This is a genomic window from Brevibacterium sp. HMSC08F02 (genome assembly GCF_001807555.1).
Classification (GTDB): Bacteria; Actinomycetota; Actinomycetes; order Actinomycetales; family Brevibacteriaceae; genus Brevibacterium; species Brevibacterium ravenspurgense.
This window is the reverse complement of record NZ_KV789351.1, coordinates 72,594-96,660: the sequence shown is the minus strand read 5'-3', so window position 1 is coordinate 96,660 and position 24,067 is coordinate 72,594. Positions and strand designations below refer to the sequence as shown.

The 24,067-nt window shown below is 62.3% G+C and carries 19 protein-coding genes and 1 riboswitch; of the genes, 17 read left to right on the top strand and 2 right to left on the bottom strand.

What is annotated here, in order from left to right; all coding sequences use genetic code 11:
* Positions 1-81 precede the first annotated feature (81 nt).
* The 7 genes from rsmI (at position 82) to HMPREF3172_RS04325 (ending at position 10,574) form a co-directional block, all read left to right on the top strand.
* The gene (gene rsmI, locus HMPREF3172_RS04355) at positions 82-924 is read left to right on the top strand and encodes a 16S rRNA (cytidine(1402)-2'-O)-methyltransferase (RefSeq protein WP_062020423.1); all 843 of its coding nucleotides are present in this window, start codon (positions 82-84) and stop codon (positions 922-924) included.
* A 96-nt stretch (positions 925-1,020) separates the two neighbouring features.
* Entirely contained in the window at positions 1,021-2,601 is a 1,581-nt protein-coding gene (metG, locus tag HMPREF3172_RS04350; RefSeq protein WP_070515720.1) for a methionine--tRNA ligase, read from the top strand.
* A 5-nt stretch (positions 2,602-2,606) separates the two neighbouring features.
* Positions 2,607-3,536 carry a TatD family hydrolase gene (locus tag HMPREF3172_RS04345; protein ID WP_070515718.1) on the top strand — a complete coding sequence of 310 codons (930 nt, stop codon included), beginning with the start codon at positions 2,607-2,609 and terminating at the stop codon, positions 3,534-3,536.
* Positions 3,537-3,884: 348 nt separating this feature from the next.
* Complete coding sequence (gene groES, locus HMPREF3172_RS04340; RefSeq protein WP_019176058.1) at positions 3,885-4,178, top strand: co-chaperone GroES; 294 nt, start codon at positions 3,885-3,887, stop codon at positions 4,176-4,178.
* A gap of 82 nt (positions 4,179-4,260) precedes the next feature.
* The gene (gene groL, locus HMPREF3172_RS04335; RefSeq protein ID WP_070515716.1) at positions 4,261-5,847 is read left to right on the top strand and encodes a chaperonin GroEL; all 1,587 of its coding nucleotides are present in this window, start codon (positions 4,261-4,263) and stop codon (positions 5,845-5,847) included.
* A gap of 387 nt (positions 5,848-6,234) precedes the next feature.
* On the top strand, positions 6,235-8,313 hold the full coding sequence (locus tag HMPREF3172_RS04330) for an acyltransferase family protein (RefSeq protein WP_083281404.1): 2,079 nt from the start codon (positions 6,235-6,237) through the stop codon (positions 8,311-8,313).
* Positions 8,314-8,507: 194 nt separating this feature from the next.
* Positions 8,508-10,574, top strand: coding sequence for an acyltransferase family protein (locus tag HMPREF3172_RS04325; protein WP_070515712.1), 2,067 nt, complete (start codon positions 8,508-8,510; stop codon positions 10,572-10,574).
* A 48-nt stretch (positions 10,575-10,622) separates the two neighbouring features.
* Here HMPREF3172_RS04325 and HMPREF3172_RS04320 read toward each other — a convergent pair whose 3' ends face one another.
* Positions 10,623-11,930 carry an AMP-binding protein gene (locus tag HMPREF3172_RS04320; protein WP_070515710.1) on the bottom strand — a complete coding sequence of 436 codons (1,308 nt, stop codon included), beginning with the start codon at positions 11,928-11,930 and terminating at the stop codon, positions 10,623-10,625.
* Positions 11,931-12,078: 148 nt separating this feature from the next.
* Between HMPREF3172_RS04320 and HMPREF3172_RS04315 the strand changes: the two genes are divergently transcribed.
* A complete protein-coding gene (locus HMPREF3172_RS04315) occupies positions 12,079-13,119 on the top strand; it encodes a pseudouridine synthase (protein WP_070515708.1) in 1,041 nt (346 codons plus the stop codon).
* A 77-nt stretch (positions 13,120-13,196) separates the two neighbouring features.
* Here the strand turns inward: HMPREF3172_RS04315 and HMPREF3172_RS04310 are convergent, their stop codons facing one another.
* A complete protein-coding gene (locus HMPREF3172_RS04310; protein WP_070515821.1) occupies positions 13,197-13,607 on the bottom strand; it encodes an HsmA family protein in 411 nt (136 codons plus the stop codon).
* A gap of 250 nt (positions 13,608-13,857) precedes the next feature.
* Here HMPREF3172_RS04310 and guaB point away from each other — a divergent pair, with 250 nt between their 5' ends.
* The 9 genes from guaB to guaA all read left to right on the top strand — a co-directional run bounded on the left by guaB (position 13,858) and on the right by guaA (position 23,295).
* Positions 13,858-15,378, top strand: coding sequence for an IMP dehydrogenase (gene guaB / locus HMPREF3172_RS04305; RefSeq protein WP_070515706.1), 1,521 nt, complete (start codon positions 13,858-13,860; stop codon positions 15,376-15,378).
* Positions 15,379-15,604: 226 nt separating this feature from the next.
* A riboswitch (TPP riboswitch) is annotated at positions 15,605-15,698 on the top strand.
* On the top strand, positions 15,686-16,543 hold the full coding sequence (gene thiM, locus HMPREF3172_RS04300) for a hydroxyethylthiazole kinase (RefSeq protein WP_070515703.1): 858 nt from the start codon (positions 15,686-15,688) through the stop codon (positions 16,541-16,543). (Overlaps the previous riboswitch by 13 nt.)
* Complete coding sequence (gene thiE / locus HMPREF3172_RS04295; protein ID WP_070515702.1) at positions 16,540-17,238, top strand: thiamine phosphate synthase; 699 nt, start codon at positions 16,540-16,542, stop codon at positions 17,236-17,238. The genes thiM and thiE overlap by 4 nt, the downstream gene beginning before the upstream one ends.
* Positions 17,235-18,134, top strand: a complete 900-nt coding sequence (gene thiD, locus HMPREF3172_RS04290) for a bifunctional hydroxymethylpyrimidine kinase/phosphomethylpyrimidine kinase (protein WP_070515699.1) — start codon at positions 17,235-17,237, stop codon at positions 18,132-18,134. The genes thiE and thiD overlap by 4 nt, the downstream gene beginning before the upstream one ends.
* Positions 18,135-18,221: 87 nt before the next feature.
* Complete coding sequence (locus tag HMPREF3172_RS04285) at positions 18,222-18,995, top strand: TenA family protein (protein ID WP_061941898.1); 774 nt, start codon at positions 18,222-18,224, stop codon at positions 18,993-18,995.
* A 179-nt stretch (positions 18,996-19,174) separates the two neighbouring features.
* Positions 19,175-20,293 (top strand): GuaB3 family IMP dehydrogenase-related protein, encoded by a 1,119-nt coding sequence (locus tag HMPREF3172_RS04280; RefSeq protein ID WP_070428057.1) that lies wholly within the window; start codon positions 19,175-19,177, stop codon positions 20,291-20,293.
* Between the two features lie 8 nt (positions 20,294-20,301).
* Positions 20,302-21,156 (top strand): SURF1 family protein, encoded by an 855-nt coding sequence (locus HMPREF3172_RS04275; protein WP_070515697.1) that lies wholly within the window; start codon positions 20,302-20,304, stop codon positions 21,154-21,156.
* Positions 21,153-21,632 (top strand): DUF3817 domain-containing protein, encoded by a 480-nt coding sequence (locus HMPREF3172_RS04270; protein ID WP_062020397.1) that lies wholly within the window; start codon positions 21,153-21,155, stop codon positions 21,630-21,632. The genes HMPREF3172_RS04275 and HMPREF3172_RS04270 overlap by 4 nt, the downstream gene beginning before the upstream one ends.
* Before the next feature lie 73 nt (positions 21,633-21,705).
* A complete protein-coding gene (guaA, locus tag HMPREF3172_RS04265; RefSeq protein WP_070428055.1) occupies positions 21,706-23,295 on the top strand; it encodes a glutamine-hydrolyzing GMP synthase in 1,590 nt (529 codons plus the stop codon).
* Positions 23,296-24,067: the final 772 nt, after the last annotated feature.

Below are 24,067 nucleotides of genomic sequence, written 5' to 3'. Positions count from 1 at the left end.
ACCGCGCTTGGGCCGCTGACCGGCGGGCACCTCAGCACCTCCCCCAACACCTCGGCACTTCCAGAACAAAAGGACACGACCGTGACTGACAGCTCAGACCGCGCTGCCCTCGTGCTCGTGGGGACGCCGTTGGGCAACCTCGGGGACGCATCGCCGCGCATGCGCGAAGAAATAGCCGCCGCCGACCTCATTGCGGCTGAAGACACCCGCCGATTTCTCGATTTAGCCGAACGGCTCGAAGTCCAGCACACAGCCAAAATCATGAGCCTGTTCGACCACAACGAACAGTCCCGCGCCGAAAGAATCGCCGACGCCGTCGATTCCGGAATGCGCGTCGTGCTGCTCACCGACGCCGGCATGCCCGGTGTTTCCGACCCCGGCTACCACGTGGTCAAAGCCGTATCCGACCGCGGACTGCCCGTAACCAGTGCACCCGGTCCCACCGCTGTGACAACCGCGCTGGCGCTGTCGGGCCTGCCCACCGACCGCTTCACCTTCGAAGGCTTCCTACCGCGCAAATCCGGCAAACGCCGCGCCCTGCTGCAGTCACTGGAACGCGAAGAGCGCACCATGGTCTTCTACGAAGCCCCGCACCGGATCGTCCAGTCGGTCGAAGCCATCGTCGAGGTGTTCGGCCACGACCGCAGAATCGCACTGTGCCGAGAACTCACCAAACTGCACGAAGAGGTCATCCGCGGTCGCGCCGCGGATGTGCTGCTCGACATTGCCGACGGCGTACGAGGTGAAATCGCCCTGGTCGTTTCCGGCACCGATGGTCCGGGTGTAGAGCCGGAGGACGTGCTGGAGAGGGTGTCTGAACTCGTCACCCAGGGCATGCGCGGCAAGGACGCAGCAGCACAGGTCGCCAAAACCGCGGGGCTGAAGACCCGCGAAGTCTACGAGGCGTACCTGCACAGGGAGTGACCCGGGGCCGGAGCCTGACCCCAGTGAAAGTCAGGTGCCGGTTCGGATGGTGGGCGGCGCCTCGTCATGTCAGTGCCCGGCCGTAGACTGTGCCACATGAGCTTCTACATGACCACGGCGATCGCCTACCCCAACGGCCAGCCGCACATCGGCCACGCCTACGAATACATCGCATCGGACACGATCGCGCGGTTCAAGCGCCTGGACGGCGAAAACACATTCTTCATGACCGGCACTGATGAACACGGTCTGAAAATGCAGCAGACAGCTCAGAAAGAGGGCATCAGCACCCGCGAACTCGCCGACCTCAACGCTGCGAAGTTCAAGAAGCTTCACGACGACCTCAACAGCAGCTACGACCGATTCATCCGCACCACGGACGAAGACCACATCAAAGCCAGCCAGTTCATCTGGCAGAAGATGGTCGACGCCGGCGACATCTACCTCGACAAGTACGCCGGCTGGTATTCCGTGCGGGACGAGGCCTACTACGCAGACGATGAAACCGCGGTGCGCGAAGACGGCACACGCGTTTCAGTGGGCACCGGCACGGAAGTCGAGTGGACAGAAGAAGAGTCCTACTTCTTCCGCCTGTCGGCCTATCAGGACAAACTGCTCAAGCTCTACGAAGAGCACCCTGAATTCGTCGGCCCGGATACGCGCCGCAACGAAGTCATCGGGTTCGTATCGCAGGGACTGCAGGACCTTTCGATTTCGCGTACCACGTTTGACTGGGGCGTGCCTGTTCCGGGCAACGACAAGCACGTCATGTACGTGTGGGTCGACGCGCTGACCAACTACCTCACCGGTGTGGGATACCCGGATGTCGAATCTGAATCGTTCCGCGAATTCTGGCCGGCCGACGTGCACATCATCGGCAAGGACATCCTGCGCTTCCACTCCGTCTACTGGCCGGCATTCCTTATGAGCGCAGGTGTTGAACTGCCCAAGCGCGTCCACGCGCACGGCTTCCTGTTCAACAAGGGCGAAAAGATGTCCAAGTCGATCGGCAACGTGGTCGACCCCTACGACCTCATCGACAGCTTCGGCCTGGACACCCTGCGTTACTTTGTGCTGCGGGAAATCTCCTACGGCCAGGACGGTTCGTACTCCGCCGAAGGCATCATTTCGCGTAAGAACGCAGACCTCGCCAACGAGTACGGCAACCTTGCGCAGCGTTCACTTTCGATGGTCGCGAAGAACCTCGGCGGTGTTGTGCCAGACGTTTCTGATGACGAATTCACTGACGACGACCGCGAGCTCCTGGATGCCGCCGCTGCTCTGCTCGAAAAGGCGCGTTCGGAAGTCGACCTGCAGGAACTGCACCGCTACGTAGGTGCCCTGTGGCGGGTTCTTGAGGCCGCCAACCGCTACTTCTCGGCACAGGAACCGTGGAAGCTGCGCAAGACCGACGAACGCCGCATGGCGGTTGTTCTCTACACAACGCTTGAAGTTCTGCGCCGCGTAACCATCCTGGTTCAGCCGATCATGCCCGAATCCGCATCCAAGGTCCTTGACCTTCTGGGTGTGGAAGCCGGAAAGGCTGAAGCGGGTGCACACAACATCGAAGCCGGCGACCCGCGCAGCTTCGCCGCTCTGGATGAACGCCTGGCAGGCGGCACCGAGCTTCCCAAACCCGAACCCGTGTTCCCCAAATACGTCGAACCGGAGGACTGATAAGCGTGGCCTCACGCGCAGCGGGAGAGTACCCGGACGTACCCGAACGATTGGCAGCGCCCGGTGTTGACTCCCACACCCACCTGGACATCTGCACCGGCGTGCGCTTGCCGCTGAAGGCCGGCGAAGTCATCGCAGAAGACGTCGTGCCCGGCGAAGACGAACAGTTTCCGCCGCTGTCGTTCTTCTACGAATCGGCCATGGCGGCCGGCATCGAACGAGTAGTCCAGATCGGATGCAACCTGCCGGCCGCCCGCTGGACAGCCGACATCGTGGCATCCGAAGCCGAGGATGGAAGGCCCTGGCTGCTGGGTGGAGTCGCTCTGCATCCCAACGAAGCTCCCACGCTTGCCCGCGCAGGGCAGCTGGACGAAGCCCTGGCCGAAATCGACGAACTCGCCGGGCGCGAACGCGTGCGGGTCGTCGGCGAAACCGGGCTCGACTACTTCCGCACCGACGCATCCGACAGCGCCGACATGGACGCGCAGAAGGAATCCTTCCGCGCGCACATCGAAATCGCCAAGCGCCGCGGCCTCGCCCTGCAGATTCACGACCGCGAAGCCCACCAGGATGTCCTCGACACCCTGGCCGAAGTCGGTGCGCCAGACGTCACCATCCTCCACTGCTTCTCCGGGGACGTTGACATGGCCGAAGAATGCGCTCGCCGCGGATACTTCATGTCCTTTGCCGGCAACATCACGTTCAAAAACGCTGCCGGGCTGCGCGAAGCCGCGGCGGTCGTGCCGGACGAACTCCTGCTGACTGAAACCGACGCACCGTTCCTCACACCCCACCCACACCGCGGCAAGCCCGGCGGGCCCTACCTCGCTGCACTCAACGCGCGCAAGCTGGCCGAAGTTCGCGGAGTATCTGAAGAGCACATCGCGAACACCACCACCGCCAACGCGCTGCGGGCCATCGGGGAGTGGGCCTGAGCTGACTTCGAATCTGGCGCGTGTATTGGCTGCCAGCTGGGCAGTCAGCGTGCCGCCAGGCGCGTTGGTTTAGCACTCCGCTTGACCGAGTGCCAGACGCGGACTACAGTCTGAATTAGCACCTGAGTGGTGCGAGTGCTAATCGCTGAACAATGAGCTGAGCACAGGGCTCAGCCGAAAACCTCAGCACACCGCACTCGTCAAGGACCGTTCCAGCCGGCACCCGCGACGACGGCAGGAAACAGACCAAAGCAGGCGGCGCATGGTCAGAAGACAGCGCCCCAGCTGTCCCCTCCGCTCAAGTTGAACACAGCAACCTTCATACAACTGATCGAAGGAGTTTCCTCCATGTCGGTGAACATCAAGCCGCTTGAAGACAGGATCGTCGTCCGTCAGGTCGAAGCCGAACAGACCACTGCCTCCGGCCTCGTCATCCCGGACACCGCCAAGGAAAAGCCGCAGGAAGGCGAAGTCGTCGCAGTCGGACCGGGTCGCGTTGCCGAAAACGGCACCCGCGTGCCCGTCGACGTCGAAGTCGGCGACAAGGTCATCTACTCCAAGTACGGCGGCACCGAAGTCAAGTACGCAGGCGCAGAGTACCTGGTGCTCTCGGCTCGCGATGTCCTCGCAGTCATCGCCTGATCACTTCCGCAACCACAGCAACCGCCGCCTGACAGGCGGCGCTTGCCGTACAGGCAACGGCTTACAGAAAGAGAAGTGAACCATGGCTAAGACCCTTCTGTTCGACGACGAAGCCCGCAAGGCACTCGAAAAGGGCGTCAACGTTCTGGCCGACACCGTCAAAGTGACGCTGGGACCCAAGGGCCGCAACGTCGTCCTCGACAAGGCGTGGGGCGCACCCACCATCACCAACGACGGTGTGACCATCGCCCGCGAAGTCGAACTCAACGACTCCTACGAAAACCTCGGCGCACAGCTGGCCAAGGAAGTCGCCACCAAGACCAACGACGTCGCAGGTGACGGCACCACCACCGCAACCGTTCTCGCACAGGCACTCGTGTCCGAAGGCCTGCGCAACGTTGCCGCCGGTGCAGCCCCCGGCCAGCTCAAGGCCGGCATCGAAGCAGCGGTCGCAGCTGTTGAAGCTCGCCTGCTCGAAATTGCTCGCGACGTTTCCGGTTCCAAGGAAATCGCACACGTCGCAGCACTGTCGGCACAGTCCGAAGAAATCGGCGAACTCATCGCCGACGCATTCGACAAGGTCGGCAAGGACGGCGTCATCACGATTGACGAATCGCAGGCCTCCGCGGTTGAACTCGAATTCACCGAAGGCATGCAGTTCGACAAGGGCTACCTGTCGCCGTACTTCATCACTGATGCAGACCGTCAGGAAGCAGTGCTTGAGGACCCCTACATCCTCATCAACCAGGGCAAGATCTCGAACATCCAGGACCTCCTGCCGGTGCTCGAAAAGGTTCAGCAGGCATCCAAGCCGCTGCTGATCATCGCCGAAGACGTCGAAGGCGAAGCCCTGTCGACGCTGGTTGTCAACAAGATGCGCGGCATCCTCAACGTTGCTGCCGTCAAGGCTCCCGGCTTCGGCGACCGCCGCAAGGCAATCCTGGAAGACCTCGCAGTCCTCACCGGCGGCGAAGTCATCACCCCGGACATGGGCATGAAGCTCGAACAGGCCACCCTGGAACAGCTCGGCACCGCACGCACCGTCACCGTGACCAAGGACAACACCACGGTCGTCAACGGCGGCGGAGCAGACGAAGCTGTTGCCGGTCGCGTCGCCCAGATTCGCGCTGAGGTCGAAAAGACCGACTCCGAATGGGACCGCGAAAAGCTGCAGGAACGCCTGGCTAAGCTGGCCGGCGGCGTTGCCGTCATCAAGGTCGGCGCAGCCACCGAAGTCGAGCTCAAGGAACGCAAGCACCGCGTCGAAGACGCAGTCGCTGCAACCCGCGCGGCCATCGAAGAAGGCATCGTCGCTGGTGGCGGTACCGCACTCGTGCACGCATCCGCTGCAGCCGAAGGCCTCGGCCTCGAAGGTGACGCAGCCACCGGTGCTGACATCGTGCGCCGCGCTGTGCGTCAGCCGCTTCGCTGGATTGCCGAAAACGCCGGACAGGACGGCTTCGTCGTTGTGTCCAAGGTCGAAGAACTCGAACTCGGCCAGGGCTACAACGCCGCAACCGGCGAATACGGCGACCTCATCGGCAAGGGCGTGATCGACCCGGTCAAGGTCACCCGTTCGGCACTGCGCAACGCAGCATCGATCGCAGCACTGGTTCTCACCACCGAATCGCTGGTTGTCGAGAAGCAGGAAGAAGACGAAGAAGACTGATCGTCTAGCTGAGGCTCGCACTTCGGTTTGAGCTCAGTGAACGAAGGGCGGATGGAGACTCTCCATCCGCCCTTCGTCGTTTTTAAGCCGAGTTGCGTGCTGGTTTTTGGGGTCGCCCACCCGTTAGCAACAGAAACTCCCATTAGCAGTCCGGCTAACGGGAGTTTCTGTTGCTAACGGGAGTTTTTGTGCCAATGGCAGGGGCAGCTCGAAAGAAGAACGAGGTGGATCTCGGCTTCCAGCTGAAGTTATCCCTCGCTGCAACCGTGCGTTCACTTTTCTGAAACTTTAAGTCGAGAGGGTGGACCAATTGGCTTTCAGCCATAACGAGAACCGAGCATGCCCGCGCATGCTGTAGACGTCGAGTAGAGATGAAAGTTCGGTGCAGTGAGTTCCACGGTGCGTGTGTCTCCGAAACTGGGTATCCCCGAACGCAGGTTTCGTCGTGAGCTTCACGGTGTCCGTGGGCTTGCGCTGTTGGGTGTTGTGCTCTTCCACCTGTTTGGCCAGGGCCGCGTTTCCGGCGGCATCGACATCTTTCTGACCGTCACCGGTTTCCTCTTTGTCGGCATGCTCCTGCGGGAGTTCGACAGCACCGGCAAGGTCAATCTGACGAAGTACTTCGGCCGACTATTCCGGCGAATATTCATACCTGCCGCGCTGGTCATCGGTGTCACGGCTGTTGCCTCGTATTTCATCCTGCCGAAAGCCGATCATCGTCAAGCTTTCACCGAGGCACGTGCGTCGCTTCTGTACTTTGAGAACTTCGAGCTCATCCGCTCACAGCTGGCTTATGGTGCTGCGGGACCCCAGACGTCGTTGTACCAGCACTTTTGGTCCTTGTCGGTGCAGGGACAGTTCTATGTAGTGTTGCCATTTTTCTTTGTGGCAGTGGCAATCATTGCCGGCACAGTTCGGGGAACGCGCTTTGTTCGGGCTATTGCCATTGCTCTGTCCAGTGTTCTGGTGGTCTCGTTGCTGTGGGCTGTTATTCAGGGCTCGTACGCTCAGGACGAGGCGTATCTGTCCACGTGGACCCGTTTGTGGGAGTTTGCCTTCGGCGGGCTTGTCGCCCTAGTGCTTGACCGCATTCACCTGAGCAATGGTTTGCGGTTCGCCGCCGGGTGGATTGGTCTTGCCATGATCGCGGCCACCGGCTTTGTCTTCGATGGCGGACAGGTTTTCCCCGGCCCTTTGGCTCTGTGGCCGCTGCTGGGGTGGCTTCTCGTTATGGTGGCTGGAGACCTCAGCGGCACACCGGTGGATAGGTTCTCGTCATCGCGATTTCTGAAGTCGTGGCCAGTGCGGTGGTTTGCTGACCGCTCCTACGGAATTTATCTGTGGCATTGGCCTGTTCTTATCTTCTATTTGAATATCAGGGACCGTTCTGCTGTCGGCATTAAAGGTGCTGCGGTTGTGTTCGCTATTGCGGTCGTGTTGGCGGCCCTGACGTATCAGGTCGTTGAGCAGCGCTTGGCCCCGCGGTCGACATCCCGCATAGGCGGAGTGTTCAAACGCAACAAGACTATGATTCCGGTAGGCGTTGCAGCCATGCTGGTGGGGGCCCTCGCCATCACGCCATTGACCCTGCCGCGGGGTGAAGTGAACACTGCTTACGAAGATCTCGACCCTAACGTGTATCCGGGCGCTCACATCGCGTTTTGGGATGAAGATCGCAAGCTCCCCGAAGCAGATGTGTTTCCTGCCCCTGAAGACGCATCCGAGTTCAGATCACCGTACATTCACCGTGGTTGCCATCAGCAGCCAGGGGACAAACCAGGGGGAGACGTCGTCAAGGTTTGTGAAGACGAGGACCCTCCCGCGCATCCAACGGCGCAGATTGTTCTGACGGGTGCTTCATTAGGAGGCCACTGGCAAGCTGCTTTCAACACACTCGCCAAGAAGTATGGCTGGGAAGTCACCGTTCTGGACAAAGGTTCGTGTCCACTTGGCTCTGAAGAAAGCATGGACACGGCCTGCGGAAGGTACAACAAAAACCTCATTAAATGGCTGGACGAACACCACGTTGATCTGGTCGTGGCTCCGGGGTCCCGAATCGACACGAAAAAAGACGAAGAATACATTCTTGACCGAGCCCCGTACTGGTGGGAGCAGATCACCGGTACGGGAACGAAGCTAATGCTCATGCGGGCCGCACCCCAGGACGATGACCACAACATCCCGCCGTGCCTTTCCGACGGTGGCACGCCGCAGGAATGCGGTTTGCCGAAGAAATGGCTGAAAGAGGACCCTCAGACAGACCTGCCTGAGGGGGCGTATTCCATGGACATGACGGAATACATCTGCCCCGCCATAAATGATCCCAGCAAGGAGAACTGCGACGCGGTTGTAGGAAACATCTTGACGACCTACGATCGCGGTCATTTCACGGCACCGTTCTCCCAGTCCCTGGCGAGCGGGCTCGAAAAGGAGATGCAGAAGGACTTTGACTGGCTGCTGAAGTAGCGCCGCTGAACGAATGGACGGCGCGCAAATATCCCAGGTGGCAACTGTTAGTTCACTTGTCTGCAACTCGCAGCCGGCAGAGTAATTGAATTGGCGTTCAGCCTTTACCAAAATCGAGTAAGTCGAGACATGCTGTAGACGTCGAGTAGAGATGAAAGTTCGCTGCTGTGAATACGCCGGTGCGAGTATCGTCAATGCTGAGTGTCCCCGAACGCAGATTCCGTCCTGAGCTTCACGGAGTCCGCGGGCTTGCGCTGCTCGGCGTTGTGCTCTTCCACCTGTTCGGCCAAGGGCGAATCTCAGGCGGCATCGACATCTTTCTGGCGATCACCGGCTTTCTCTTCGTTGGCATGCTCCTGCGGGAGCTGAACAGCACCGGCCGGATCAACCTGACAAAATACTTCGGCCGACTATTCAGACGAATATTCGTGCCCGCGGCCCTCGTCATTGGTGTGACGGCTGTTGCTGCCTTCTTCATCGTGCCGAAAACCGACCACCGGCAGATATTCGCGGAAGCGCGGGCATCGCTTCTGTACGTCGAGAACTTTGAGCTCATCCGCTCACAGCTGGCTTATGGTGCAGCGGGCCCACAGACCTCGCTGTACCAGCACTTCTGGTCCCTATCCGTACAGGGACAGTTCTATGTAGGACTCCCAATTTGCTTTGCCCTCGTGGCGATCATTGCAGGTGCCACTCGGCGCATGCGCTTCGTGAAGACAATCGCCCTAGCACTCACCGGCGTACTGGTCGCCTCATTGCTGTCGGCCATCATCCAGGGGCACTACGCGCAAGACGAAGCGTATCTGTCGACGTGGACCCGCCTGTGGGAGTTTGCCTTTGGCGGGCTTGTGGCTCTTGTTCTTGACCGCATCCAGCTGAACACCAGGTGGAGGTTTGCTGCCGGGTGGATTGGTCTTGTCATGATCGCGGCCACCGGCTTTGTCTTCGATGGCGGACAGGTGTTCCCCGGCCCGTGGGCGCTGTGGCCGCTGGTGGGATGGCTGCTCGTGATGATCGCGGGTGACCTCAGCGGCACCCCGGCAGAAAGGTTCTCGTCCTCGAGGTTCCTCACATCAGCCCCCGTGCGGTGGTTTGCCGACCGGTCCTATGGCATCTACCTGTGGCACTGGCCGGTGCTCATCTTCTACCTGAACATCATAGACCAGCCTGCCGCCGGCATCAGGGGAGCCGCGGTCGTCTGCGTCATCGCAATCGTTCTGGCTGCACTGACCTACCGGGGTGTTGAACAGCGCTTGGCCCCGCGATCAACATCCCGCATCGGCGGAGTGTTCAAACGCAACAAGACGATGATCTCCGCGGGTGCTGCGGCAATGCTGGTGGGCGCACTTGTCATCACCCCGCTGACCCAAACGAACTCGAACGTTGAAGCTCACTCTGCATACGACGACCTCGATTCGGATACATACCCCGGTGCTGACATTGCGTTTTGGGAGGACAACCGTGAGCTGCCCGAAGCAGATGTTTTCCCGGCACCTGAAGATGCTGGAGCCTTCGTGGCGCCCTACTTTCAGCAGGGCTGCGAACAGCGGTGGGGTGATGACCCGGGCACTGACGAAGTTCTGGTCTGTGAGGATGAGGAAGCTCCGTTGCAGCCGACAGCAACAATTGCTCTGGCCGGTGGGTCCTTCGCTGGCCATTGGGAGACGACATTCAAGAGTCTCGCCAAGAAGTACGGTTGGGAAGTCCTCGTACTGGACAAAGGCGGCTGCCCCTTGGGCGGTGAACCATCCCCAGACTCAATGTGCGGCAAGTACAACGAAAACCTCATCGAATGGCTCGATGACAACGACGTTGACCTTGTAGTCACATCGGGCTCCCGCACGGACGAACAGGAGGATGAAGAGTACATCCTGGACCGAGCCCCCGACTGGTGGGAGCAGATCACCGAGACCGGCGCGAAGCTGATGCTCATGCGAGCCGCACCGAAAGACGACAACCTGAACATTCCTCGGTGCATATCCGGTGGCGGCGCACCACAGGAATGCGGCATCGAAAAGAAATGGCTCGACGAAGACCCGCAGACAGACCTTCCTGAGGGTGCCTATTCCCTGGACATGAAGGAATACATCTGCCCCGCCATAGATGATCCCAGCAAGGAGAACTGCGATGCGGTGGTCGGTAACATCCTGACCAGCTACGACAACGGTCACTTCACCGTGCCGTTCGCTCAATCCCTAGCGCACGGGCTGGAAAAGGAAATGCGGGAAGACTTCGACTGGCTGCTGCAGCAACCCAGCTGACGAACCAGGCTCCAGCTAGGCAAGACTGCAGCCCAGCAAGACGGCCACTCAGACCAGGTGAATCCGGCCTTCGGCATCAACGCGGGCAGCAACTCCGGTGCGCAGCCATTCGCCGTCATGCGAATCGGCGGTCGCAATCGGATTGCGCCAAAAGTTCTTCAGCAGGCCGGGACCGCGCAGCTGCAGTTCACCACGCGCACCCTCACCATCAGCTGAACCAGCGCCAGCCGAACCAGCCGAATCCCGGCCCGGCACCTCGTCAGGAGCGACCCCGCCCATGGCGGTGCCGGTGCCTTCGGCAACTCGGACATCAATGCCGGTGCCCTGCTCAGGAGAGCCCACAGACCCGGGAGCCTTCACAATGTCCTGGGCTGTGACCAGCAGACCAACACCCGCGGCAGCACCGGGGGAGTACAGGCCGAAGAAGTGCTTAGCCCTGTAGGCGCGCGCAATCTCAGCACCCACCCGCGGGGACGACACAGCGCCGAGCACAAAAATCCGCTCAATGTCACCCGGAGCAAAACCAGCAGACGTCGCGCCGGGAAGAGAAGCAAGAAGTGCGGCCTCGGTGCCGGTGACAACCGTCGAACCGGCTTTCTGCACAAGGGCCGCTGCAGAGCCAGGCTGCGGATCAGCTGACAGCACGACCGCAGCCCCCAAGGACAGAGGCGTCAGAATCGACGTGTGCAGAACCGCTGGGTTCCACAGGGGTGAGGCGGTCTGCACAACGTCATAGCCGTCAATCCCCATGGCCTGCGCAACAGCAGGCTGCGCCTCGGCCAAGCCAGCGTGGGTGAAAACAGCACCCCGTGGAATCCCATCAACAAGATCGATGTACTGAATGAGTGCGGTCGCAGCGTCTTCGTATTCAGCTTCCGTGTACGGATCGACGGCATCAACTGCAGTTTCAAACACCGAACCGCCACGGCCAGCCCCACGGCCACCACGACCAGCGCCAGCGCCAGCGCCACCGCGCCCGGCATCGGACACAATCCACTCAATGCCCAGGTCAACGCGTTTGGCGGCTTTCCACAGTTCTGCGGAAACAAGAGCAACCTCAATGCCCGCGTGGCTGATGACCGCTTCGAGGTCATCCGAATCCATCTTCGGATCCAAAGGAACGGGAATCGCACCCAAGTACCACGCGCCGAACAGCGTGTACACAGCCGAAGCGCTGTTGAGCGTCATCACGCCAATACGATCGCCGGGAAACACCTGATGCGCGGCAAGCACAGCAGCCGCCCGTCGTGCCCTATCGTCCAGCTGCGCGTAAGTCACACGCTCTGACGGAGTGACCAGCGCGATGCGGTCCCCGTGGTCGGAAACAACGTTCTGCAGCATGGTGGTGAGCTTCACAGCTTCTCCTGTCGATAAAATCCCGGCCCGGTCGACTTTATCGTGAATACGCCGACTTCGCGCCCCCTTTTCTCATATCCGCCCGGTAAGGGTATGAATGGGGGAGGTGCCCACTGCCAAACCCGCCCCGAGCCCCCAGGAGGTTGCGATGCGAAGTCCTCTTCCGCCTCGTGAGGGGATCAGCGCAACCCGCCTGCGCGCTCCCGGTGGGAAGCAGACCTCGGCAAAAGCCCACCTGCCGGTCCCAGAAACGGTCGAGTCCTGGCTGGCCCAGGAGTTCCCCGACCATTCGCCCCAGGACCGCGCCTGGCTCACCGAACACCCGGACGGCGGCTGCCTGACCGACGAAACCGGCCGCCCCGCAGGCCCGGACGACCCCGTCATGCCCGGCGGCTTCTACTTCTTCCACCGTCCGGTCCCGCACGAAGATCCCGTCCCGTTCGCCCTCACCGTGCTCCACGAAGACCGCGACATCGTGGTGGTCGACAAACCGCACTTCCTCGCCTCGACACCCAACGGCCGTTTTGTCCGCCAATCCGCGGTGACCCGCCTGCGCATCGAACTGAACGAACCCGACCTGGTGGCCGTCCACCGGCTGGACCGCGTGACCGCCGGGCTGCTGCTGTTCTCCCGCCGGCCCGAAACCCGAGGCGCCTACCAGGTTCTCTTCCAAAACCGCCGCGTGCACAAAACCTACCGGGCGCTCGCCTGGCTGCCGGACGATTTCGACCCCCACACTCTGCCGGCCGTCCGTCGCACCCGCCTGCACAAAACCAAAGGCGATCGCCAAGTGGTTGAAATTCCCGGGGCGCCCAACACGGAAACCCGGCTGCGGTTCGAGGGAATCCGCGGGCGAGCTGCCCGCCGACTCCCGCCGGAATCGGCACCGGTCGTAGGGCCGGAAGCCTCACTCCCAAATCACGAGGCGGAGCTCACCTCAATCGGCGAGTTCGCCTTAGAGCCGGTCACTGGGAAAACCCATCAGCTGCGCGTACACCTCAACGGGCTGGGTGTGCCGATGGTGGGAGATCCCGTCTACCCGGCTGACTGGGCGCCGGACCCGTACGACTTTTCCGATCCGCTGCAGCTGGTGGCAGACGGGCTGCAGTTCACTGATCCGCTCAGCGGGAAAGCGCGGGAGTTCCAGTCGAACTTCCCACTCAGCGTGCCCACGGGGCTGGCTCGGTGAGAGCGGCGTGGTGAGCGGCGCCTCGTAAGCCGGACCGGTACCTCGTCAGCCGGCCCTGCACCTCGTCAGCCGCACGCTCACGCGACCATTGAGGAGACCATTCCGGTCAGGTAGGGCACCAGCCAGATGGCCCACACAGTCACGGAGAACTTGTGGAAGATGGCCTTGGCGCGTTCGGTGCCCTTGATCATCACAATGAGCGCCCAGAAGAAGTGCACCGCCATGAGGATCAGCGCAATCAGGCCGGTGATCGCCATGGTGATCGACAGGATCTGGGCGAGAGAACCATCGGGGGCGTTCGACATTGTCGAATTGCCTGCGGCGGCAATGCGGCGCATGACCTCGGTGCCGGAAGCATCGAATAGCAGACCCAGTCCGAACAGGGCCACGTGCGGCCAGGTGAGGGTCTTCTTCAGCCGCTCGGCACACACGCCGATCGTGTAGAAAACCAGTGCCAGTGAAATGAGGACAATCGCAAGAATCAGCATGCCTTCAGCCTCGCGCGTTCCTACTTTCTGCACATCGCGCAGAAAGCTGAACTTGGGGTCATACTTTCGGCTGATTCTGCGCGTGAGCGGCACCAAGCGCACCGCCCACATGACCATCCAACCCGCGCCGCTTACGCGTGCGCGAACCCCTTAGGATAGGTTCAGAAAAAAGCCGCGGACGGCAGGCACGTGTCAAGCACATGTCCCGCGCACATCAGGCGGCAGCGGTCCAACCGGAGGAAGGGTTCTCGTGCCAGAGGTTCACCAGCATTTCAAAGACGCAGAAGATCCGTTTTCGCTTACCGGCTTGACCTATGACGACGTCCTGCTGCTGCCGGGCGACACCGATGTCATCCCGTCGGAAGCTTCGACGAAAACCCGGCTGACGCGCGAACTCGACATCGCGGTTCCGCTGGTCTCAGCCGCTATGGACACCGTGACGGAATCCCGCATGGCAATCGCCATGGCCCGCTTCGGCGGTCTGGGCATCATTCACCGCAACCTGTCGAAAGAAGACCAGGCTGCCCAGGTCGACTACGTCAAGCGCTCCGAATCCGGCATGATCACCGACCCGGTGACGATCACCGCCGAAAAGTCGCTCGAAGAACTCGACTACATGTGTGGCCAGTACCGCATTTCCGGCCTGCCGGTGGTTGATGACGATGACACGCTGGTCGGCATCATCACCAACCGCGACCTCCGCTTTGTGCCGCGCGCTGACTTCGCCACCACCACGGTCGGCGAAATCATGACCAAGATGCCGCTCATCACCGCCCCGCATGACGTTTCGGCTGAAAAGGCCTACGAACTTCTGGCAGAACACAAGATCGAAAAGCTCCCGCTGGTTGATGAAAACAACAAGATCCAGGGCCTCATCACGGTCAAGGACTTCGTCAAGCGCGACGAATACCCCGACGCTTCGAAGGACGGCGAAGGCCGCCTGCTCGTCGGTGCCGCGGTCGGCTTCTACGGCGATGCCTTTGAGCGCGCGGGCCTGCTGGCCGAAGCCGGTGTCGACGTGCTTGTGGTCGACACCGCCAATGGCCACGCCCGCGGTGTGACGGACATGATCAAGTCGCTGAAGAAAGACCCGGCGTTCAAGAACGTGCAGGTCATCGGCGGCAATGTGGCCACCCGCGCGGGCGCTCAGGCACTCATCGACGCCGGCGCTGACGCCATCAAGGTGGGTGTGGGCCCGGGCTCCATCTGCACCACGCGCGTTGTCGCCGGTGTGGGCGTCCCGCAGGTCACCGCAATCAACCTGGCGTACCAGGCCGCCCGCGAAGCCGGAGTGCCGGTGATCGGCGACGGTGGTCTGCAGTACTCGGGTGACATCGGCAAGGCTCTTGTCGCCGGCGCTGATTCGGTCATGCTCGGCTCACTGCTGGCCGGCTGTGAGGAAAGCCCCGGCGAACTCGTCCTGGTCAACGGCAAACAGTACAAGGCTTACCGCGGTATGGGTTCGCTGGGCGCAATGGCGCCGCGCAAGGGCAAGTCATACTCGAAGGACCGCTACTTCCAGGCTGATGTCGCCACTGACACCGACCTCGTGCCGGAAGGCATTGAGGGCCGCGTGGCCTACCGCGGTCCGCTGCGCCAGGTCGCCTACCAGCTGACCGGCGGCCTGCGCCAGACCATGTTCTACGTGGGTGCCCGCTCGATTCCGGAACTGAAGGACAAGGGCCAGTTTGTGCGCCTGACCACCGCGGGTCTGAAGGAAAGCCACCCGCACGACATCCAGATCACCCAGGAAGCCCCCAACTACCACTGATCCGTCGCAGCCTGACCGGCTGCTGCTGTGAATATCGGCTGTGCGCCCGAGCCTCTGGCCGGGTGCACAGCTGTTTTTCTGGGTTTATCTCACGAGGTGGAGGTCGCGGTTCTCGGGCCTGCTGGGCTGGTCTGCTCGGCTGGTCTGCGGACCGGTCTGCGGGGGAGCGGGACTGTGCCGTGGCTCTGCGTCATGCGCTTGTGTCAGTGGTGGGTGTTAGGGTGAGCGAAGTGACACGGGGTGCCGTTATACAGCGGCTGAGATTAACCCGTTGAACCTGTGTGGTTAGGACCAGCGAAGGGATGTCATGGAACTCAAAGACTATGCGGGCACGCTGCTTGAGTCTCTGCGTGAGCGCACGCCTTTAGTGCACTGCATTGTGAACACGGTTGTTCAGCAGTTCGCCGCGAATGTGCTTTTGGCAGCGGGTGCCAGTCCCGCCATGATCGACCACGAAGCCGATGCCGCTGATTTCGCCGGCGTTGCAGATGGTCTGCTCATCAACTTCGGCACCCCAACATCGCACCAGTACCTGTCAGCCGACGCTGCCATCGACACCTTCAACCAGGCCGGTAAACCGTGGGTTCTGGACCCCGTGGGCTTTGGGATCTCCGGGCACCGCACCTCCCGGATTGTGCGCGCACTGAACAGCCGCCCGGCCGTTGTGCGCGGCAACGCATCCGAAATCATCGGTCTGGCACAGCAGTCCGGCAGTGCCCGCGGAACCGACTCAACACACTCAGTTGACGACGCCCTCGGGGCAGCCGCAAGCCTCGCCCAGACCGGCATCGTCGTCGCTGTTTCCGGGGAGTCCGACGCCATTGTCTTTGCCGACGATTCCGGCACGCACACCGTGACAATCACCGGCGGCAGCCCCTATATGCCCAGCGTCATCGGCACGGGGTGCTCGCTAGGAGCGCTCACCGCCGCCTATGCGGCAGCGGCCGCCCACACTCCGCAAACACAGGACCTCAGCCAGCAGGTAAGCACCGGCGTGGCTGCAGCGACAGCGCACCTGCACTTCACCTCGGCCGCCCAGTCAGCGCACAAAAGAGCCAATGGGCCCGGCACATTTGCCGCGCACTTCCCCGACGGCCTCTACGCTGCCCGGCCTGAAGACCTAGCCCGGATCCAGACCACGTGGACAACAGGAGGAACCGCATGAGCGCACCACTGGGCCGCCTGTCCGAATACAGCACTGACCTCTACCTGGTGACCGACACGGCGATGGCCGAAAGTGTTGGCCGCACAGTCGCCGACACCGTCGCCCAGGCAATTGCCGGGGGAGTGGGCATTGTGCAGGTGCGCGATAAGCACATTGACGACGCCGGCTTCGAAAAACTCACCGTGAGCGTGCTCGATGCTGTTCAGCAGGCCCGTGAGGAACACGGCATCGACACCGAGATCCCTGTTTTCGTCAATGATCGCGTTGATGTCGCCGCCCGTCTGCTGGAGCAAGGCCGGAAAGTCCACGTGCACGTGGGTCAGGGCGACATGTCAGCAGACGATGTTCGCCAGCACATCGGTGTGGAACCGCTGCTGGGAGTTTCAGCCCAAGAACCCGAACACTTTGAACGCGCCCGCAGTCAGGAAGTCGATCTGCTGGGCATCGGTCCGGTGTACGCAACCCAGACCAAGGAGACCGGTCGCAGCGCCATCGGCGCTGACGGTTTCCGGAAACGCGCCGAAATGGCGGGCCTGCCCGCTTTTGCCATCGGCGGCATCAAAGACCACAACGCGGCAGCCCTGCGCGGCACGGGTGCTGCGGGAATCTGCGTCGTGTCAGCCATCATGACCGCACCCGACCCAGCGGCGGCCGCGCGCAGCATCCTTACGGCTTACACAGGAGAAAACTCATGACCGCAACCGCCCCTCGTCCTCCCGTCGCCGTCACGATCGCCGGCACTGACCCGTCCGGCGGTGCGGGAATCCAGGCGGACCTCAAAACCTTCACCGCGCGCGGTGCCTACGGGGCCAGCATCATCACGGCTCTCGTCGCACAGAACACCCACGGGGTCAGCCGCATCTACGAAATCGACCACGACTTCGTGATCGATCAGTTCGATTCGGTTGTCGACGACATCTACGTTGATGCCACCAAGTCCGGCATGCTCGGCACACCCGAACTCGTGCAGACAACAGCCGACTACGCCGAGGCTGGCCGTCTGGGATTCCTTGTGGTCGACCCCGTCATGGTCGCCACATCCGGGCACCGGCTGCTGGCAGAGAACGCCATCGAGGCGGTGCGCACGGTTCTGCTGCCGCAGGCCGGGCTCATCACCCCCAACCTGCCGGAAGCAGCACTCCTGCTGGGCGACGACGAACCCGAAGCCGGCAGTCCCGCACAGATGCGCGAACAGGCTGCGCGCCTGCTGAAAATGGGGCCGAAGGCCGTGCTGCTCAAGGGCGGCCACGGGGCAGAGGACATCGTCACCGACATCCTCGCGGTTGCCGAAGGCGACGACATCGCGTGGCGCGAATTCAGCCACCCGCGCGTCTTTTCCCCCAACACCCACGGCACCGGCTGCACGCTGTCGGCGGCCATCGCAGCTGAGGTTGCCCACCGCCGGCACGCCCTGGCACAGGCGGGCGAAGACCCGTCCGGTGCCTCGACAGGGGAGCAGCTGGGCGACGCCGTTGGCGCGGCACTGGACTACCTGGCCCGCGCCATCGGCAGTGCAGCCGAGTGGCAGCTGTCGCTGAACCCCAACGGTGCGCACGGGCCCGTCGACCACATCGTCAACATCACCCGCTGACAACAGCGGCGCTGCCGGCAGCAGCGCTGCCCGCAGAACCACGCCATCCGCAATACAACAACTGAAAAACGACTGTCAGGAGACACAATGAGCGAATTCATCGCCGGCCCCCACAGCCGTGAACTTTGGGAACACGTCGAGCCCATCATCAAGGACATCGAAGCCCTGCCCTTCATCGAACAGCTCTCAGACGGCAGCCTCGATCCCAAGGTGTTCGTCCACTACCTGCTGCAGGACGAGGTCTACCTGGACGGCTACGGCCGTGCCATGGCGCAGCTGTCCGGCAAGTCCTCCCGCAACGACGACATGCAGTTCTGGGCTGGGGCAACCTCGGAAGCGGTTGTCGCCGAAAACGAACTCCACGAAGCCGTCTTCGCTGACGAGGTCTTCGCTCCGCTGGTCAAGGAAATCCAGCAGGAAACCGCGGGCACTCGCGGTCTGCGCCACGGTGAGCGCGGCTCCGACGAAGGCCGTGACGCCGAAGCTGTCATCGCCAGCCCCACGTCGCTGGGCTATGTGTCATTCCTCATGGCAACCGCAGCTCTGCGCCCTTACCAGGTTGGTGTTGCCGGTGTCCTGCCGTGCTTCTGGGTGTACGCCCACATCGGCAAGGTGCTCATGAAGAAGGCCGGATCGAACCTGGAGGGCCACCCCTTCGCATCGTGGATCACCATGTACGACAGCCCCGAATTCGACGAATCCACCCGCGGCGCGGTTGCGATCCTCGAACGCGAAATGGAACAGGCCACCCCGGCCCTGCGCGCCGAAATGAAGGCCGTGTTCGAACAGGCCAGCCTGTACGAACTGCACTTCTGGGCCAGCGCCCACGTCTACGAAGACTGGACAACCCCCATGCCCTGACGGGCTGGCTTTGAATCACGAGGCGCCGCTCACCTGGGGTCTGATACCTACCGAGGGAGCGGGCACCGTGAATGGCGCTTGGGGTTGGCCTTCGCAGAAGGCTGACAGAGTGCGGGCCGCTGTGGTTTCGACCATGGCGGCCCGCAGTCGTGTCAGTGCCCTGGGGTACCCTGGGACGCGTGAGCACAGAGTTGGAAATCGGCCGCGGAAAGCGCGGACGCAGGGCATATTCACTTGACGACGTAGCGGTTATCCCTTCGCGGCGCACCCGCGATCCTCGGGATGTTTCGCTCCAATGGCAGATCGACGCGTTCCAGTTCGACCTGCCCTATCTGGCTGCTCCCATGGACTCTGTCGTCAGCCCGGCAACAGCCATTGCGCTTGGCCGTCTGGGCATGCTCGGCGTTCTCGACCTCGAAGGTCTGTGGACCCGCTACGAAGACCCCCAGCCGCTGCTTGACGAAATCGCGGGGCTTGACGACCAGCGCGCCACCGAGCGCATGCAGGAGATCTACCGCGAACCCATCAAGGCCGAACTCATCACGGCCCGCCTGGCTGAAATCCGCGAAGCCGGTGTGACGGTCGCCGGTGCGCTCACACCGCAGCGAACCCAGGAGTTCTACCAGACGGTTGTCGACGCAGGCGTCGACCTCTTCGTCATCCGCGGGACCACGGTTTCTGCAGAGCACGTCTCCAGCACCACCGATCCGCTCAACCTCAAGCAGTTCATCTACGAACTCGACGTCCCCGTGATCGTCGGCGGCGTCAGCGCCTACACGCCCGCCCTGCACCTCATGCGCACCGGTGCTGCCGGTGTTCTGGTTGGCTTCGGCGGCGGTGCCGCGTCCACCACCCGCCACACGCTCGGCATCCAGGTGCCCATGGCCACCGCTATCGCCGACGTCCAGGCGGCCCGCCGCGACTACATGGACGAATCCGGCGGTCGCTACGTCCACGTGATCGCCGACGGCGGACTGGGCTCCACCGGTTCGATCGTCAAGGCCTTCGCCATGGGCGCGGACGCCGTCATGCTCGGTTCGGCACTGTCCCGTGCAGAAGAAGCTCCCGGCCAGGGCTACCACTGGGGCGCAGAAGCCCACCACCCGGAACTTCCACGCGGCCGTCGCGTGCACATGGGCACCGTCGCACCGCTCGAACAGCTCATCCACGGGCCGGGCCATTCAGCAGTCGGCGAAGTCAACCTCGCCGGTGCCCTCCGCCGTGCCCTGGCTACGACGGGCTACACGGACCTCAAGTCCTTCCAGCGCGTCAACGTGGTTGTCGACGCCGAAAGCTGAGGGGCTCCGTGCTTCGTCTTGCCCTGAAACCCAGATGGCTGGGATTCCTGGCGCTCGTCCTGCTGCTGGTCACCGCATTCGTCATGCTGTCCGCATGGCAGATTGACCGCGCCCAGTCCAAGAGTCAGCGGGCCGACAACCCCGAACTCGCGGTGGCGAAGCCCTTCAACGACATCATGGAAGCCCAGGGGCCCATGCCGGGCTACCTGGCCGACCAGCGAGTCACCATCAGCGGGCACTTCCTGCCGGATCAGCAGATCATCGTCGACGACCGCTACCTGAACCGCACCAAGGGTTATTGGGTCGTCACCATGTTCGCCCCGGACGACCCCGAATACGCCCAGGCCGCAGACACCGGCAACATCGATTCCAAGCCCACCGCCATTCCGGTGGTGCGCGGCTGGACAGAAGACCTCGAAACAGCCAAGGCGAGCACCGCCTCGGATAAGGATGTCACCCTTGATGCCCGCATAGCCCCCATCGAAGGGCCCCTGGACACCAAGGACCTCCCCGAAGGAGTAGTCCGGTCCGTTTCCACCTCGCAGATAGTCAACCTTTTCGACGTCTACACGTACTCCGCGTTCCTCTTCCCGCAGGAAAAGCCGGAAGTCGGCATCGGCGGTGACCAGCTGTCCTATGTTCCCTACCAGGAACCGCAAGACGAAGGCTTTGACCTCCAATCGGCGTTCTACGCGCTCGAATGGATCGTGTTCGCAGTCTTCGCCGTGTACATCTGGTTCCGCCTGCTGCGCGACGAATACAATGCACTCCGCCGGGAAGACCAAGCGCCCGTTGAATACGTGGTCGTCAAAGACGCCGGCGAAAAGCTGCCCCGCACTCCCAAGAACGGAGACCCCCAGTGAGCAACGATCCCCAACACGGCGGTGACCCCCTGGACCGCCGCCCGGACTTCAACGAGGACGACCCCAATGCGGTGTTCACCCTCAACCGCTGGCAGTCCGCCCGCAACGCACTGCGGTTCTACCGGATCATGGCGATCATCACCGGTGTCATGCTGCTGATCCTCACCATTGAGATGATCTTCAAGTACCTCATCTGGGGACTCATGATGGGCGGCAACCCGGCAGAAGCACTGACCTTCGGCAGCTTCAACGCAGCCGCGGCCGTCGCCATTGCACACGGCTGGTGCTACGTGGCCTACCTGATCGTGTGCTTCTGGCTGAACTCGCAGATGAAGTGGGGCCTGAAGAACCTCCTCGTCTTGGCGCTGGCCGGTGTTGTTCCGGTCATGTCGTTCATTGTTGAAGCGAAAATCCACCGCCGCGGCGAAAAGGAACTCGACGACGCTGTTGTCGTCGCGCCGAAATCAGCCGCCTGACCACTGCGAGTACCACCGCCTGACCACCTCCTGCATCGGCAGGATCGCCTCTGCGAACGCTTAGGATAGAAGCATGACCCAGACCCCCGAAACAGGTACGGACGCCCGCCCCGTCCTCGTCGTCGACTTCGGTGCGCAGACCGCGCAGCTGATCGCACGTCGTGTACGCGAAGCCGGGCTGTTCTCCGAAATCATTGCCCACACCGCAACCGCTGCCGAATTCGCTGCCAAAAAGCCGGTCGCCATTGTGCTCTCCGGCGGACCGTCATCGGTCAACGCGGAAGATGCCCTGTCGATCGACCCGGAAGTGTTCGACCTCGGCGTGCCCACGCTGGGCATCTGCTACGGCTTCCAGACCATGGTGCAGGCACTCGGCGGCCGCGTAGCGCGCACCGGTGCCAGCGAATACGGCTCCACGGCACTCGAAGTGACAGAAGAAGGCGCTCTGCTGGCCGGTCTGCCTGCCGCACAGACCGTCTGGATGTCTCACCGCGACTCCGCTGAAACCGCACCCGAAGGCTTTAAGGTTCTGGCCAGCACCGCCGGTGCTCCCATCGCTGCGATCGAAGACACCGAGCGCTGTTTCGCCGGTGTGCAGTGGCACCCGGAGGTCATGCACAGCGAATACGGCAAGCAGACCATCGAGAACTTCCTGTTCAAGGTCGCAGGGCTCAAGGCGGACTGGTCAGCCGATTCGATCATCGACGAACAGGTCGCGCGCATCCGCGAACAGATCGGCACCAAGAAGGTCATCTGCGCTCTGTCCGGCGGTGTTGACTCGGCCGTTGCTGCAGCTCTTGTCCACCGTGCGGTCGGCGACCAGCTCACCTGCGTCTTCGTTGACCACGGCCTGCTGCGCAAGAACGAACGCGAACAGGTCGAACAGGACTACGTGTCCGCAACCGGTGTTCGCCTGGTGACGGTCGATGCTTCCCAGAAGTTCCTGGGCGAACTCGACGGTGTCGAAGATCCCGAACAGAAGCGCAAGATCATCGGCCGCGAATTCATCCGCACCTTCGAACAGGCTGCCGCTGAACTCGTCGCGGAATCGCGGGAGGGCGAAGGCGAAAACATCGAGTTCCTGGTGCAGGGCACCCTCTACCCGGACGTTGTCGAATCCGGTGGGGGATCGGGTACCGCGAACATCAAGAGCCACCACAACGTCGGCGGTCTGCCGGACGACCTCCAGTTTGAGCTGGTTGAACCGCTGCGTGCGCTGTTCAAGGACGAAGTTCGGGCTGTCGGCCGTGAACTCGGTCTGCCCGAGGTGATTGTCGGCCGTCAGCCGTTCCCCGGCCCCGGCCTGGCCATCCGCATTGTCGGCGCGGTCAGCGAAGAGCGTCTGAGCATTCTGCGCGAAGCCGACGCCATTGCCCGCGAAGAACTCACCGCCGCAGGTCTGGATGACACCATCTGGCAGTGCCCCGTTGTGCTGCTGGCCGATGTCCGCTCCGTTGGTGTTGCCGGCGACGGCCGCACCTACGGACACCCCGTCGTGTTGCGCCCCGTGTCCAGTGAAGACGCCATGACCGCCGACTGGACCCGCGTGCCCTACGACACGCTGTCGAAGATCTCCAACCGGATCACCAACGAAGTCGACGAAATCAACCGCGTCGTCCTCGACATCACCTCGAAGCCCCCGGGCACCATCGAATGGGAGTGAGTGGGGTGTAGGCCTCGTGGGCATAAGCCGCCCGTGACCTCCCGCCAAGGCACACTGCGCCGGCAAGCAATCGCTTGTCGGCGCAGCTGCGTTTGGAGTGCGGGTGCGTTGGGTGCCAGCGCACCCGTCGACCGGCAGAAACACCCCTTAGCAACGGATCCACCCGTTAGCCGCATGCAGACTCCCTTTGGCCGGGATCTGCGCTTTAGCAACCACTGCTAAGGGGTGTTTTTGTTGCTAAAGCGTGGGGCAGTGTTGGGATGGCTGCCCCAGCAGTAGAACGAGGTGGAGGCCCGGTTCCAGCCGGGGCGGCACCTCGTGATTTTCCTGAGGTGGGGCGGTGCCCAGCCCCGCAGGTGTTGGCCCAGCCGGGCACGCTTCGTACGGTAAAAACACCGGTTAGCAACAGATCCACCCGTTAGCCGTGGGCAGACTCCCTTTGGCCGGGATCTGCGCTTTAGCAGTAGCTGCTAAGGGGTGTTTTTGTTGCTAAGGCGTGGGGCGGTGGTGGGATGGCGGCCCCAGCAGTAGAACGAGGTGTAGGCCTCGAGGGCATAAGCCGCCCGTGACCTCCCGCCTAGCCACACTGCGCCGGCAAGCAATCGCTTGTCAGCGCAGCTGCGTTTGGGCGTGGGTGCGTTGGGTGGCAGCGCAACCGTCGCCAACCAGAAAAACTCCCGTCAGCAACAAATCCACCCGTTAGCAGTGGGCAGACTCCCGTTAGCCGGGATCCACGCCTTAGCAACCACTGCTAAGGGGTGTTTTTGTTGCT